This is a genomic window from Paenibacillus sp. FSL P4-0184, from assembly GCF_038004625.1.
GTDB lineage: Bacteria > Bacillota > Bacilli > Paenibacillales > Paenibacillaceae > Paenibacillus_AQ.
Genome location: NZ_JBBORN010000001.1, coordinates 4,451,212 through 4,465,345, shown reverse-complemented (window position 1 = coordinate 4,465,345; position 14,134 = coordinate 4,451,212). Strand labels below are relative to the sequence as shown.

The following is a 14,134-nucleotide window of genomic DNA, read 5'->3' as shown; positions in this document are numbered from 1 at the left end:
ACCTCTTAAACCTATCATTAAAAAAAACACCCCAAAGAGTCTCTCTGAGGTGTCCAATTCTTAGTGTTTGATTGGCAACGTATAGTATCCAAAAGCAAGATCAAGTAATGCACTCGCTTCTTGGCGAAGCAAAGGCTTTTTAGAACGAAAATCGACAGACCCATTATCATTCACTTTTGTATCAGGATCTACAATGCCTTGTGACACTAATGCTATGATCGAATCAGTGGCCCATGAGTCTGTGTCACCTTTAAGCTTAATTTCTGAAGCTTGCTTAGCTTGTTTTAGATTTTGAATCATAACGGCTGCTACTTGTCTTGTGATGACAGCATTACGATCAAAACCAGGGATTCCTTTTTTCGTTAATTCTTTATTCCCCTCAATTAAATGAGGAAAGCCGTACCATCCATGGGCAAGAATTAGAGCATCCATAAACTCACCTTGCGTCATCGTTCCCTGTGGTTCGAAATTGTTGCCAGATTTAGCACTTATCACATCAAGCGAATACAGGTTGTCGATGTAAGATTTATAAGCGCTCTTCTCAGATACATCATCGAATGCTGGCTTCGTGTGAACCTTTCGAGCATCTGAAACAAAGTCTGGGCTATTAGGATTCGTATAATAAAAGTATTCGATCTGATCTTTATGATCTTTTTTAAAGGCTAATTTATTGCCGGATTCATCTTCGAACAATAGCGGATTAATCATTCGTAACGTATGTGTACCGCTTGTTCCAGTTTCCATAATCAGATTGCCATCTGCATAGGTGAAGTTCGATTTCAAGAAATAGAATCTGGTATTCAAATAAGTTCCAGTATATTTAGCAGCTTCTGATGCAGGCAATGGGAGATACGTTGGCGCCTCTGGTGCTTTCTTTTCAGGGAAATAGTGATCCATCAAGGCTTCATAAATATCTAAGCTCATCATTGTGTCATTGTTATAAGACATGTAGAAAGCGGTATTCTCCTCTGGTAATAATACAATCAGTGATTGATGACCAGGCATATTTCCACCTTTGAGAACTACATGATAGCCATTCATCAGATCATTACGATACCCTTCAAATCCTCCAACCGTCGTCATCGGAAGCGATTCATTCGCAAATACAGAGTAGGTTTGCATCATCTTCGTGGTTTCTTTACTAATGATTTGCTTCCCATTCACACTACCTTGTTGTTGAAAAAGAGTTAAATATTTAGCCATATCTTCTCCTGTGGAAAGGATGCTGCCCTGTGGTCCATCGGTAGGCGCATGCCCAAAGGTTGGATGAGGTTTACCATCTGGTCCATAATGCGTGGCCATTCTAGCTAAATGCTCTGGGGTAAATCGAGCACTAGTAGAATTCATTCCTAACGGTTTGAACACATGGTTCTCCATATACTTATAAAACGGGATACCACTTACGTTCTGAATCGCATAACCCGCAAGTAAAAATGCAAAATTATCATAGGTGTAAGCTTCACCAGGTGTCCGAACCACCGTCGGCATATGCTCCGTCATAAACTTTTTCATGGGGATGTCTTGATCTACATATTCCGGTGCAACAAAGTTAGCTTTATCCGGGTAATCAAAGCCCGTAGTGTATGACAACATACTTCTTAAGGTTAACGGAGTTTCCGTTTCATTAGGTACTTTCATTCCTCCAAGATACGCATTGATATCGTGATCAAGATCCATCTTTCCTTGTTCCACTAGCTGCAAAGCTGCTAAAGCAGTAAATGTCTTCGACACGGATGCGATCTGAAAGACGGTATTCTTATCGACAAGTGTTTTCTTTTCTTTGTCCGCATATCCGTACCCTTTATTCACGAGCACCTTTCCGTCTTTAACCACTACAAAATTAGATCCGTTCACATTGTATTCCTTCATTTTCTGCGCAAATATAGGATCCGCGAAAGCCTCGATTTCTTTTCCATTAAAAGATCCTTTCGAACTGGTTGCGTTAGTGGAGACTGGTGCTGAACATGCTGTAAATACAGCTGTTGATAATAATAGTGCGATGACGCTGAGCCTGCGTGTCTTTTTCTTCATAATCCATTCTCCTCTATTGGGTGATTTGTGAACAGTGAACCTGCTCTGAGTATCACAAACGGAATGTCATTCAAGCTAGAAACGTTCTGTCACCACTTAGCTTTGTTACATGTCATATGACGTGTCAGTCTAATCAAAAAAAGACACCAACAAGGAGTCAGTGTCTTTCATTTCGCATATTCTACTAGAGTAGCTTATAACCATCTCGAAAAATTTTTATGAGTTACTTTGATCTGATTTCGTTCGCCCCAAGCTTTTAACTGTTTCATCACTTCATCTTCATCTTTTTGGGAAAGAAAATTAAAACATAACTTATAAGGAACAAATTTATTCACTTTAGGTCTAATCCCAACTACAGGGCTAAAATATCCTTTTATATAAATATCATTAATCCGATCTGCTTCTATTCTTAGATCTTCTATTAATATAGATTCCGGTTGAATCTGAATTTCAACAACCCTTCTGATGGTAAATATCCTGTAGACTAACATGATTGCGACAATCAGACAAAAAATAGCCTGACCATAAAGTAAACAAGAAAGCACTAAATCGTCGCTAGCTGTATAGCGATGGTTCAGGTTATAAATTTGAAATAATTGAATACCCAATAGCACACTGATGCTTATCAGCAGTGGTATTAACGACGGACGCCTTACTCTATAAACCCCTATATGATCCATGTGCCCCTCCTTTTCTCACGTCCATATAGATTACCATATGTTATAAAAAATGGATATTACATCTTGGTATATGGAGAAAAAAGACGGGGCGCCCCATCAGCCATTTCAAGGCTCTTGGAACACCCTTGTATTGTCAAAGCCCTTTAGAGCCATCTCATAAATCTTCTGTGAGACAGTTTAACTTGATTACGTTCAGCCCATTTGGTTAGTTCTTTCATTCCCCTGTATTCCTGTTCAAGAAAACTAAAACATAATCTATAGGGAGCAAATTTATGATCTACAGGTTTAATCCCTATTACCGGTTTGAAATAGCCCTTTACATAAATATTCTCAATTCGGTTTGCTTCAATTTCTTTATTTTCAACTATTATTGAGTCCGGAAGAAACTTGATTTCAATGAACCTTCTAATCGTAATGATCCTATAGAGCAATACGATTACAACTATCAGACAAAAGATTACCCAAAAAAATCCGATATATGGAAGTACTTTACCATCCATATTATTTATGACGCTTGTCAAAAGTATGCCACTTGAAAAAATCATAGATAGCAGAAGTGACATTAAAGAAGGACGACTCACCTCGTATACCCCTGTATTATCCATGTGCCCCTCCTTTTCTCACGTCCATATAGATTACCATATGTTATAAAAAATGGATATTGCACATTTCTTCACTTTACTGGAATCTCAATCACCTTATTATATGCTTTCAAATAATGCAATCCTTCTATTAGTAATGACTCAGGCTCACTTTGTGTATCAAATAATAAAGTTCGTTCTTTCATTAGTTTACCATCCGTTTGTTTTACCTCTTTTTGATTAATCGTTGTTTTTAAAGTTGTACTCCCGTTGTTCGTTTCAATAGACACACCATCCAGCATTACATCATCATCCGTAGCGATTGTTATTTCGATGCCTTGAGCGGTTTTGGACACATCCTTTAACCATAATTCTTTATCGCCCAACATAAAAAGCTTATCACTAAGGGAAGTCAGAGAATACTTTTCGTCCAGCTTTTGATATCCAGGAAACTCTTTTACGACTAGCTGCATGGAATGTAGCTCCTTAGGCAATGTGTCGAAGCGAATATCAAATGTTCTTCCACCTAATGAGGTTTGATTGCCACTACCCAAGATCTCTACAGGCGTTCCATTAACAATTAATTGTATTCCATGTAATCCTAGATTCACTCGATCAAAATTATCGACATCCAGCTTCCCTTTTATTACAGTCATCGTTGGTGTAGCTGTGATCGACTTGAAGGTAATCGTACCTTTGTCGACTTTAACCTTCTTGTTAATCGATTGTTTAATCTGAGTTTCCATGGCCTCATTAGGGTTATAAGGAAACGTAACTGTTCCTTCGCTCATCTGACTGTTCTCTTCCAGCTGCTGCCAAAAGTGTAACGTTAGTTTTTTCGAAAATGGATTTACGCTGTCAAACGACATCTGTCCTTTAATCTCCGTATGCTCTTCATTGATTAATGATGTACCACTTACTACGTTAGAATCGGTTAAAAAACCACTTATTTTTGAGGGTCTAAAAGCGTCTACAGACATATCCTCTAGTCCATTGGGGTTAGTTAAGGTGTAATACATAATGAATTGATTGGCGTCCGCCATAATTCCGTTAATGGTAAGAGTTGTTCCGTCTAGTAACGTAGTTTTCTTGTTGATGTTTTGTCCCAACCCTTCTTCATTTAGCTGTTGTAAAGTCGTACCATTAAGCAATTCATCAAAGCCAAAAAGCTGCTTACCATAATAAGCAAAAGCATTGTAATTTTGTCCAGAGATTACTGTCACCAATAAAACAACCGCCGCAACCTTCCAAATCGGTGCTATTCTTTTCGTTCTTTTTGCGGGAACCGAATTCAAAGCCTTTCTTAATCTCATTTCTAATTCTTCAGGTGCGGTAATGGACGCTATGCGCGTCTTCTCATCAGCTAATTGTTGCTCGATATTATTGTTCATCAACATCACCTCTGTACTGATTTTTGAGCGTTTGTAATCCATGATAAATTCTTGATTTAACCGTTCCTATCGAAACCTTTGTAATGTCAGCTATCGTTTGATAATCGAGATCATGAAAATACTTTAATTGAATCGCTTCTCTCTGATGTTCATTTACTTGTAACAACAAGGTCTCCATATCCATTTGCTGCTCACTTCTGCGATAAGGATCATTACTACTCACTACTTGGCCTATTTCCCTGTCGTCAACCTTACTCCAATCCTCTAACAGCACCAGCTTGCCGCGCTTATGAAGGAGTCGTTTACAGCCATTCACCAAAATCGTCTTACTCCAGCTATAAAATGCTTCTTCTTTCTTTAGTTGACCGATCTTTTCATAAAGTGTGACGATCATTTCGTCCATGGCATCCATGGCATCATGCGCATTCCCCATATAGCTGAACGCTAGCCTATAATAAACGTCTTTTTCAGACATGATTAAGTGGAGCAATGCTTCTTTATTTCCCTTTTTGGCTTTTTTCACCCAACGAGCAACATCCATGCCTTCACCTCTCTCCCCTATAAGAGTTAGGAGTAACTTAAAAAGTTCATTTCCCATAAAAATAATTTTTTATATACTATGTATGGTTTCATTCACCTAAATGTAATATTAAGGAAAATAAGTTTCTTCTATACCCCAATCTAGTTGATTTTAAACACTTCAAGTAATAGAATGAACTAATCTAAAAGAAAAGGATGGGCATAAGAGATGCCGTTTAAAGAACCTCGTACACTCAGTAAAAGATCCCTATTATTTTTCTCTCTCATTATGCTAGTTAAAAGTTATTTTGCTTGGTATTTTCTCTTTGAAGACGGGCCAACGTGGAACACATGGCTTAAAGAAATCCCTTTTGTGCTTCTAGTCTTTTGCATGATTGAATGGTTTGCAACGAAACGAAAAATTGCCATCTACATGCTGGTCAATGTGTTGATCACTACACTATTTTTCTCACTCATTGTATATCATAATCATTTTGGCATTATTGCTACTTCACAAGTATTAGATCAGGTCAAGCAAGTTGGAGCCGTTAAGAAAAGTATTTTCTCAGTCATGCGTCCGCAATATATGCTTATTTTCGTGGATATCATTGTCATTGGTTTGGTCATGTTGAGAAAACAGAAGGCACTTAATTGGAAAAAAGCCATGTCGCGTAAAAGTAACCGGAAAGCGGTTGCGATCTTGTTCTGTATTTCCATCGTCATTTGCGCAATGAATATTTTTCCAAACCGAGCCAGTATGAACGAAACCGTTAAAGCCGAGCAAATGGGCATTCTCAATTATGAAGCTTACTCTCTATTAGCCAATCAAGAAGAAGAACAAATCGACGTCGCTAAGATTACACAAACAGCGATTAACGAGACCAAAGGAATTCAAGCAACCTCAAATCCGGTTCAATTTGGAGCCGCCAAAGGAAAGAACCTGGTCATTCTTCAGATGGAGTCTTTCCAGAACTTCTTAATCAATCTAAAGATTGATGGAGTAGAAATTACGCCGAATATGAATAAGCTTGCGGCTAGCAGTTATTACTTTCCGCGTTTCTACCAGCAGGTTGGACAAGGAAATACTTCTGACGCCGAATTTATTGTAAATACTTCTTTCTATGTTCCACCTGATGGTCCAGCCACTCAAATGTATGCGCCAAAAGAGCTTCCAAGCTTACCTAAGCTGCTTCAAGCGCAAGGTTATGATACGGCAACATTCCATACCAATGAAGTCGACTTTTGGAACCGTGGCGAGCTTTATACTGCCTTAGGATTTAATCGATATTACGATAAGGAATATTATGGTGAAGAGGACACGGTATTTTACGGAGCTTCTGATGAGGTGTTGTATGAGAAAACAGCTGCAGAGCTAGCAAGGATGGATCAGAAGGATCAGCCATTCTACTCCCATGTTATTTCGATGTCAGCGCATAATCCGTTCTCGATCCCTGAGGATAAATACAAAATGGCCCTTCCAGAACGATTCGAAGGAACATTAGTCGGAGATTATATTCGTGCTCAAAATTATGCTGACTATGCACTGGGGCTTTTTATTGATGAGCTCAAACAAAATGGGGTATGGGATAACAGCTTGATTGCATTGTACGGAGATCACCGCGGACTTCCTATCTTCTCTCTAAAAGAGAACGATCACGTCTTATTACAGGAAATCCTTGGTCATGAATATACGGAACGCGAATTAATTAATATTCCATTGATCCTATCAGCGACGGGGATTACAACGCCAAGTGTAAAAGAACAGTTGGGCGGTCAAGTGGATATTTTGCCTACTGTATCTAATTTATTAGGTGTTTCTCTTGCGGATCATATTCATTTCGGACAAGATTTATTGAATCAATCGACTTATAACCTACTTCCTCAGCGCTATTATTTGCCAACAGGATCGTTCGTGAATAATGAAGAGCTCTTCCTATCTGGCAGTGGCTTCGAGGATGGTCAGCATTATACCTTATCTGGCGATGGTAACCACACGCAACAAACGACCGAGGATGAGTTCGATCGTGCTTTAGAGCTTCTCCATCTATCAGATAGTTATGTAACACAGTTACCGGATAGAGTAATTGAGGAAAAATAAGCTTATATATATCAAAAACACTGCACTCACCAAATCGGCGAATGCAGTGTTTTTCTATAGTCATTTACTTATTCTTTTACGACCAGTTTTAGAGGTGCGGCAATCAGTTTCTCAACCGTCTTGCCATCTAATACGTCTTTCGCTGCTTGAATCGCTAACTGCCCAATTAATGCAGGCTGCTGAGCAACGGTTCCTGTGAGTTTACCCGCCTCAATGGATTTAAGTGCATCTTCATTTCCATCAAAACCGATGACAGGAATATTCTTACCTGAACTCTGAATCGCTTCTATAGCACCAAGAGCCATCTCATCATTATGAGCGAAAACCGCTTGTACATCTGGATTTCCTTGGAGAAGGTTCTCCATAACGGTCAACCCTTTCGTACGGTCAAAATCAGCAGTTTGCTTCGCAATCACCTCAAGCTGCGTGTCGGCAATTTCATGGAATCCTTTCCCGCGTTCACGGGTAGCTGATGCTCCCGGTGATCCTTCTAGTTCTATAACCTTTGCACCTTTTCCAAGCTGCTCTACAATATATTCAGCTGCCATTGATCCACCTTTTACATTATCAGAGGCAACAAGGGCTTTAATATCTCCCTTATCTGCAGAACGGTCCAAAGTAACGACTGGAATATCTAGACTGTTAGCTGTCTGAACAACCGTCGAGATCGCTGAAGAGTCTACTGGATTGATTAACAGCGCATTTACACCTTTTTGCATTAAATCTTCAACGTCATTACTTTGCTTAGCTGAATCATTCTGCGCATCGATAACGAGAACCTCCATACCAAGCTTCTTAGCTTCTGCCAAAACTCCATCTTTAACAGATACAAAGAACGGATTGTTCAAGGTAGATATGGATAATCCAATCTTCATATTCCCTGGGCCCCCGCCGCTGTTCGGCTTTGCCCACTCTGGAGGCTCTAAGGAACAGCCCGTCATAAGAATCAAGAGTAAGGAAGTAAAAATTAATGTGAGCTTTTTCATGTGGAATCCCCCTTATACGGCTTTCTTACGGTCTATGAGTACAGCAATCGCAATAACGATCCCTTTAACTACCATTTGGTAAAATGATGATACGCCGAGCAAGTTCAAGCCATTGTTCAGAATCCCGATAATAAGAGCACCAATTAATGTGCCTACGATACGGCCACGGCCACCTGTTAAGCTCGTCCCCCCTAATACTACTGCCGCGATCGCATCCAACTCATAGGATGTACCTGCTGTTGGTTGCGCTGAGTTCAATCTAGAGGTCAAGATGGCGCCAGCCAATGCTGATAACATACCGGTTAAGGAATAGATCATTATTTTGATGCGGTCTACTTTGATCCCTGAAATAATGGAAGCTTTCTCATTACCCCCAATGGCATACGTTTTACGGCCAAATGGCGTTTTATGCAGTACAATCCACAAGACAGCGAATACAATAATCATCGTGATAGCAGGTACAGGTATTCCTAGTAAATATCCACGACCAAACAATTGGAACGTCATGCTGTCACCAAGACCTGTGATCGGATTACCGTCCGTGTATACAAGCGTTAATCCGCGGAAAATAGTCATGGTCGCCAGTGTAGCAATAAAAGGCGCCATTCTGCCTTTCGTAATCATCAGTCCGTTGACCATCCCCATCAGTCCACCCGCTAAACAACCCACAACAATAGCTAAGATTGGATCCCAGCCTGACAACATCAAGTTGGCTGTGAAGGCACTGGATAAAGCTAGAATAGACCCTACTGATAAATCGATACCACCCGTTAGAATAACAAAGGTCATTCCAAAAGCGATAAGCGCATTAATTGCGACTTGTCTAAGCAAGTTCAGTATATTAAGGGGTTCCATAAAGCTTGGGTTCAGCACGGTTACGATAATAATTAGAATGATTAGCCCTAGTAATGGCCCTAATTTCTGCGTGATTTGCCCAATTTGGAAACCTTTCTTTACACTCTCATCTTTGATAGTAGTCATTACTATTGCCCCCCTGTAGCTAACGTCATGATTTTTTCTTGCGTAGCTTCTTGTTGTGAAAGTTCTCCACTGATTTCCCCTTCATGAACAACTACGATGCGGTCACTCATCCCTAAGACTTCAGGAAGTTCTGAGGATACCATAATAATGGCGACACCTCGTTCAGTTAATTCGTTCATAAGCTGATAAATTTCCCGTTTTGCCCCAACATCGACGCCGCGTGTAGGCTCATCAAGGATAAGAACACTGAGGCCAATACCAATCCATTTGGCGATAACTACTTTTTGTTGATTACCCCCAGATAAATTCCGGACCAAAGTGGATGATGATTGTGTCTTAATGTGTAGCCGTTTAATAAGCATGTCCACGAATTCTTGTTCCTTCTTAGCATTGATTACACCCTTAGGGGCGAAGTCGTATAAATTCGTCAGTACCATATTATCTCGAATAGAGAAATCTAGGATTAACCCCTCATCTTTGCGGTCTTCTGTAACAAAGCCGATTCCAGCTTGCATAGCGTCATTGGGATTCCGAATGGTAATCTTCTGTCCCTTCACCCAAATCTCACCTTGGTCTAATGATTCTAATCCGAATAAGGTTCTCATCATCTCTGTACGTCCAGATCCCATTAATCCAGAGAATCCTATGATTTCGCCAGCTCGCACAGAGAAATTAGCATTTTTAAATTGCCCTTTCTTTGAAGCATTCTTAACTTCAAGAACCACTTCTCCGGGTTTAGAAGTACGCTCAGGGAACCGATCCGTTAATTCACGACCTACCATCTTCCGAACTACATCGTCAAAATTAGTTTCAGGAATGGGCTTCGTGTCTACGGTTTTCCCGTCTCGCATCACGGTGATTCGATCACATATCGTAAAAATTTCTTCCATCCGATGCGAAATATAGACGATTGAGACGCCTTCTTTCTTTAGCGAGGCAATGACTTCAAATAGTTTCTGTATTTCTCTCTCGGTTAATGCAGCGGTAGGTTCGTCCATAACAATAACTTTCGCATGAGTCATAAGCGCTTTAGCGATCTCAATCATCTGTTTTTCACCTACTGAACATTCCCCCGCCTCTTGGTTCAAAGGAATGGTCACAGAGAGCTTAGCAAACTGTTCATTTGCTAACGCTTTCATCTCTTTCCTATTTAACAGGCCGAATTTGGATGTTCGTTCCTTGCCAATGAACAGATTATCCAGAACCGTCATATCTGGCCATACATTCAGCTCCTGATGGATAAATGCGATTCCATATTGTTCTGCCTCTTTGGGATTCGTAAAGTATTTCTCCTGATCATCTATACGAATGGTACCTTGGTCACGTTGGTGCAGACCGATCAGAATATTCATCAGCGTAGACTTACCTGCGCCATTCTCACCCATCAGGGCATGAACTTCACCATCCTTAAGTTCAAAATCCACACCGGTCAATACACGGTTAGCGCCAAAAGACTTATGAATATCTTTCATCGTAATGTGCATACACTTAGAACCCCCTTTTTATCCAAAATAGACCCCAGCTTGTAAAATACAGTTTGCATATGGCTTAGCTTCACCCGTGCGAATAATAACCTTAGCCTGCTGGGTCAGCTGCTTAAATTGCTCATGTGAATACGCCTCTATCGGTATTCCCTTAAATTTATTATTCAAGTATTGAGAGGTGACTTTATTATCAGTCTCTAATTCCTCTGCAACGATCACCTTTTCGATGACCATATCCTCTGAAATCATATCAACGATATCTTGGAAGCTAGGAACCCCTAGTTTAACCGCCAAATCAATCTTCGGAATACCCGGTGGAACAGGAAGCCCAACATCTGCGATGACAATCGTATCGGTGTGACCTAAGTCCGCAAGCACTTTAGAAATATGACTATTTAATACTCCGTGTTTCTTCATAATTACAGATTCGCCTCCACCTCTGCTCTTGTTGGCATACCACCTTGAGCACCAAATTTAGTAACGGATAAAGATGCTGCTCGATTGGCAAACTTTACACTATCCAGAATGGAGCTGCCTTCAGCTAAAGCAACTGCAAATGCCGCATTAAAAGTATCTCCAGCTCCAGTCGTATCTATAGCGTTCACTTTGTAAGTAGGAACCAGAATTTCTTGTTCTCCATCGTAAAATCGTACGCCATTGCTTCCTTCTGTTATAAACAGCTTGTTGGGATACTTCCGTAAAGCATCTGTAGTACTCATCCCAGGGAATAAAATCGTACATTCATGTTCGTTCGGTGTCAGATAGGCGGCATTTTCTATAATCATTTCACTGATGGGACGAGCAGGTGCTGGATTAAGCAGCATAGGTACATTGAATTTATGGCAAAGCTCACTTACATAAGACACCGTTTCTTCGGGTATTTCTTGTTGGATTAGCACCATATCAGACCCTTTTATAACATCAAGTGCTCGCTCAACCAACTCAGGAGTGACTAAATCATTAGCTCCTTTTACAACGATAATGCTGTTATCACCTTCTGCCAAAATGATGTGAGCTGTCCCGCTCTCAACATGTGTAACCGGTTCCACATTAGTGGTAAGAACCCGATTTCTCTTGAGATTCTCCATGATCTCCGTACCATAGAAATCTTCACCTACACAACCAACCATCGTAACTTCTGCGCCCAAACGTGAAGCAGCTACAGCCTGATTCGCTCCCTTGCCTCCTGGAACGGTAGCGAAGCTCTCTCCAAGAACAGTTTCCCCTGCGTGAGGTCGCTTGGATGAGGTCACCACCAAATCCATTGAACAACTTCCGATTACACAAATCTTAGCCATGTCCATCAACCTTTCTTATGTTGTCATCTATTCTTTTCTTCTTGTTGTTTCCCGCTCCACAAAGCTGACGGGTAATTGAATGATTTTATCTTCTACTTTATCTTGCTCAATTAACTTAATAAGTAAACCAGCTGCTTCACGGCCCATGTCATGTGCAGGCTGACGGATAGTAGATAACGAAGGTGACAACAGGCTGCTGAGTGGGATATCATCGAATCCAATGATTTGGAGATCCTGTGGCACTCTTTTACCTAAGCGATGTGCTTCATGAATAACTGCTGTCGCCACGATATCATTACTGGCAATTACACCATCTGTATCTATATATTTATCAAACAACTCTACAGCCCATTGTTCCGCTTCCGTGTGGGAGAAGGATGAAGTCTGGATCACTTGATAAGTGATTCCCATTTCATCAAGTACTTCAATTGCACCTTGAAATCGATCTTGCGCCGGTTTAATATGCGCCGGTCCTTGCATAACTGTAATCTTGGTGCTTCCCCGTGCAATGATTTCTTGAGCAGCAAGGCGTCCGCCTTTTCTGCCATCTGCATATACGGAGGGACTGTCATTAGAAGTACGGTCAAGAAATACAACCGGAATTTTCAAATTAGAATAAATATCTTTCTCGGGAAAATTGGTTGATGAGATCATGCCAATGACATTATTTTGGATAAAGGTTTGAATATAATCCAATTCCTTTTCCTCGTTCTCATCACTATTACCAAAGATTATCCGATAACCATGCTCCTGCATCCGATCTTCTATCCCACGTGCTAATTGCGGGAAGAATGGGTTCGTAATGTCAGGCAATAGAAGTCCTATTAATTTGGATTTCCGTTTATACAATGACCTTGCAACCTCATTAGGGGTATAATTCATTTCTTTGATAGCTGCCTCAACTTTTTTTCGAGTATCGATATTCACATAACCAGATTCATTTAACACCCTAGAAACGGTTGCTACCGACACTCCAGCTATTTTTGCAACATCTTTAATCGTCATCATGATTTATTTCATCCCCCAATGTGTAACCGGTTACATGTATTACATTAATTAGATTATCATAAAACCGTTTTCATTACAAATCTTTTTTCGTTCCAATATATAACAAAAGATATCGATTGAACTCGATATCCTTAGTGAGGCTAATAAACCAGTTCACAATCATGGTGTTCCCAAACATCAAATAAATTACCATCCAGATCTTCAAATACAAAAAACTTCCCATACTCACCTTCATCGCTAATGTTTCCGACTTTCACATCTTCACAACTCAAATTGTAGTGAAGTGTTACGACATCATTAGTAAAGAAAGTGATCACCCATCTTTTCTTATCCCTTACCTCGAACACAGCTCTAGAATCATGATCACTTTGTGTTAAACATAGGATCGGTCTATTCTCTCTAAATAAGCTTAGATTGCCTTCTCTTCGATCCCTAATATTAAAACCAAAATGTTTCACAAACCAAGCTGCAGATTTCTCCAAGTCTTTAACTGGGATCACATTATATGCAATACCTAAAATTCTTCCAACCTCCATCGAATACCTCCTTGACCTTAGACTTTTGTCTACTAAAGATCTCTAAAGACTTTTATCAGCAAATCGATTTAATAGTTTGATTGAATTAAAATGCATCCCTTCATGGTAAAGCGTGAAATTTATGAATTCTCCGATTGTATTTAAGGTTAATCCACTACCCGTTGTAAGAGGGGTTACTTGCTCACTTAAGCGATTGTGCATAGCTTCCTGAATGCGTTTGGGTTGCTCCGAAAGCATCTCAATTAACACTTCAAGTGTTGGTGGTTTCTCGCTCCACTCTGCAGGTTTAGTACCTTTTGCAAATAATCGTTCAAAGCTTTCCGGCAATTGCATAAGCTCCCTAGCGGAATGAAAAGCGAACTTCTCTTGCACCAAATAAATATGTCCCAAGTTCCATCTAATGTTGTTATTAAAGCCCTGTGGAATGATATCTAGTAGTTCCTCGGAAAGTTCTTCAACTGCACGAACAGTAACACTACGTACAAATTCAATTTGTTTGAACACGATTTGCTCCATCATAGCCCCTCCTATCTTTTATCCA

The 14,134-nt window shown here is 40.2% G+C and carries 14 protein-coding genes; 1 reads left to right on the top strand and 13 read right to left on the bottom strand.

Features of this window, described 5'->3' with window-relative positions:
• Positions 1-60: 60 nt before the first annotated feature.
• From MKY52_RS19605 to MKY52_RS19585, 5 genes are all read right to left on the bottom strand, one after another.
• On the bottom strand, positions 61-2,031 hold the full coding sequence (locus MKY52_RS19605; protein ID WP_341052914.1) for a serine hydrolase: 1,971 nt from the start codon (positions 2,029-2,031) through the stop codon (positions 61-63).
• Between the two features lie 194 nt (positions 2,032-2,225).
• A complete protein-coding gene (locus MKY52_RS19600) occupies positions 2,226-2,711 on the bottom strand; it encodes a hypothetical protein (protein ID WP_341052913.1) in 486 nt (161 codons plus the stop codon).
• Between the two features lie 143 nt (positions 2,712-2,854).
• Positions 2,855-3,316: a hypothetical protein gene (locus MKY52_RS19595; protein WP_341052912.1), complete on the bottom strand. Its 462-nt coding sequence runs from the start codon at positions 3,314-3,316 to the stop codon at positions 2,855-2,857.
• A 68-nt stretch (positions 3,317-3,384) separates the two neighbouring features.
• Positions 3,385-4,683, bottom strand: coding sequence for a DUF4179 domain-containing protein (locus MKY52_RS19590; RefSeq protein WP_341052911.1), 1,299 nt, complete (start codon positions 4,681-4,683; stop codon positions 3,385-3,387).
• On the bottom strand, positions 4,673-5,224 hold the full coding sequence (locus MKY52_RS19585; RefSeq protein WP_149646933.1) for a sigma-70 family RNA polymerase sigma factor: 552 nt from the start codon (positions 5,222-5,224) through the stop codon (positions 4,673-4,675). Before MKY52_RS19585 ends, MKY52_RS19590 begins: the two co-directional genes overlap by 11 nt.
• A gap of 207 nt (positions 5,225-5,431) precedes the next feature.
• On the opposite strand from MKY52_RS19585, the gene MKY52_RS19580 reads away from it, so the two are divergent.
• Complete coding sequence (locus MKY52_RS19580) at positions 5,432-7,300, top strand: LTA synthase family protein (RefSeq protein WP_341052910.1); 1,869 nt, start codon at positions 5,432-5,434, stop codon at positions 7,298-7,300.
• Positions 7,301-7,368: 68 nt separating this feature from the next.
• Here MKY52_RS19580 and rbsB read toward each other — a convergent pair whose 3' ends face one another.
• The 8 genes from rbsB to MKY52_RS19540 form a co-directional block, all read right to left on the bottom strand.
• Positions 7,369-8,286, bottom strand: coding sequence for a ribose ABC transporter substrate-binding protein RbsB (rbsB, locus tag MKY52_RS19575; protein WP_076286607.1), 918 nt, complete (start codon positions 8,284-8,286; stop codon positions 7,369-7,371).
• A 12-nt stretch (positions 8,287-8,298) separates the two neighbouring features.
• Complete coding sequence (locus MKY52_RS19570; protein ID WP_042189841.1) at positions 8,299-9,267, bottom strand: ABC transporter permease subunit; 969 nt, start codon at positions 9,265-9,267, stop codon at positions 8,299-8,301.
• Positions 9,268-9,269: 2 nt separating this feature from the next.
• A complete protein-coding gene (locus tag MKY52_RS19565) occupies positions 9,270-10,751 on the bottom strand; it encodes a sugar ABC transporter ATP-binding protein (protein ID WP_076286606.1) in 1,482 nt (493 codons plus the stop codon).
• Positions 10,752-10,769: 18 nt separating this feature from the next.
• Complete coding sequence (rbsD, locus tag MKY52_RS19560; protein ID WP_042189845.1) at positions 10,770-11,168, bottom strand: D-ribose pyranase; 399 nt, start codon at positions 11,166-11,168, stop codon at positions 10,770-10,772.
• Positions 11,169-11,170: 2 nt separating this feature from the next.
• Positions 11,171-12,049: a ribokinase gene (gene rbsK, locus MKY52_RS19555; protein ID WP_341052908.1), complete on the bottom strand. Its 879-nt coding sequence runs from the start codon at positions 12,047-12,049 to the stop codon at positions 11,171-11,173.
• A 27-nt stretch (positions 12,050-12,076) separates the two neighbouring features.
• Positions 12,077-13,057, bottom strand: coding sequence for a LacI family DNA-binding transcriptional regulator (locus MKY52_RS19550; RefSeq protein ID WP_042189849.1), 981 nt, complete (start codon positions 13,055-13,057; stop codon positions 12,077-12,079).
• 140 nt (positions 13,058-13,197) lie between these two features.
• Complete coding sequence (locus tag MKY52_RS19545) at positions 13,198-13,593, bottom strand: VOC family protein (RefSeq protein ID WP_341052906.1); 396 nt, start codon at positions 13,591-13,593, stop codon at positions 13,198-13,200.
• A 42-nt stretch (positions 13,594-13,635) separates the two neighbouring features.
• A complete protein-coding gene (locus MKY52_RS19540) occupies positions 13,636-14,112 on the bottom strand; it encodes a DinB family protein (RefSeq protein ID WP_341052904.1) in 477 nt (158 codons plus the stop codon).
• Positions 14,113-14,134: the final 22 nt, after the last annotated feature.

Bases quoted from the DNA above. Each gene is read 5' to 3' on its own strand.
- MKY52_RS19605 (WP_341052914.1), bottom strand. From the start codon at position 2,031: ATGAAGAAAAAGACACGCAGGCTCAGCGTCATCGCACTATTATTATCA.
- MKY52_RS19600 (WP_341052913.1), bottom strand. From the start codon at position 2,711: ATGGATCATATAGGGGTTTATAGAGTAAGGCGTCCGTCGTTAATACCA.
- MKY52_RS19595 (WP_341052912.1), bottom strand. From the start codon at position 3,316: ATGGATAATACAGGGGTATACGAGGTGAGTCGTCCTTCTTTAATGTCA.
- MKY52_RS19590 (WP_341052911.1), bottom strand. From the start codon at position 4,683: ATGAACAATAATATCGAGCAACAATTAGCTGATGAGAAGACGCGCATA.
- MKY52_RS19585 (WP_149646933.1), bottom strand. From the start codon at position 5,224: ATGGATGTTGCTCGTTGGGTGAAAAAAGCCAAAAAGGGAAATAAAGAA.
- MKY52_RS19580 (WP_341052910.1), top strand. From the start codon at position 5,432: ATGCCGTTTAAAGAACCTCGTACACTCAGTAAAAGATCCCTATTATTT.
- rbsB (WP_076286607.1), bottom strand. From the start codon at position 8,286: ATGAAAAAGCTCACATTAATTTTTACTTCCTTACTCTTGATTCTTATG.
- MKY52_RS19570 (WP_042189841.1), bottom strand. From the start codon at position 9,267: ATGACTACTATCAAAGATGAGAGTGTAAAGAAAGGTTTCCAAATTGGG.
- MKY52_RS19565 (WP_076286606.1), bottom strand. From the start codon at position 10,751: ATGCACATTACGATGAAAGATATTCATAAGTCTTTTGGCGCTAACCGT.
- rbsD (WP_042189845.1), bottom strand. From the start codon at position 11,168: ATGAAGAAACACGGAGTATTAAATAGTCATATTTCTAAAGTGCTTGCG.
- rbsK (WP_341052908.1), bottom strand. From the start codon at position 12,049: ATGGCTAAGATTTGTGTAATCGGAAGTTGTTCAATGGATTTGGTGGTG.
- MKY52_RS19550 (WP_042189849.1), bottom strand. From the start codon at position 13,057: ATGATGACGATTAAAGATGTTGCAAAAATAGCTGGAGTGTCGGTAGCA.
- MKY52_RS19545 (WP_341052906.1), bottom strand. From the start codon at position 13,593: ATGGAGGTTGGAAGAATTTTAGGTATTGCATATAATGTGATCCCAGTT.
- MKY52_RS19540 (WP_341052904.1), bottom strand. From the start codon at position 14,112: ATGATGGAGCAAATCGTGTTCAAACAAATTGAATTTGTACGTAGTGTT.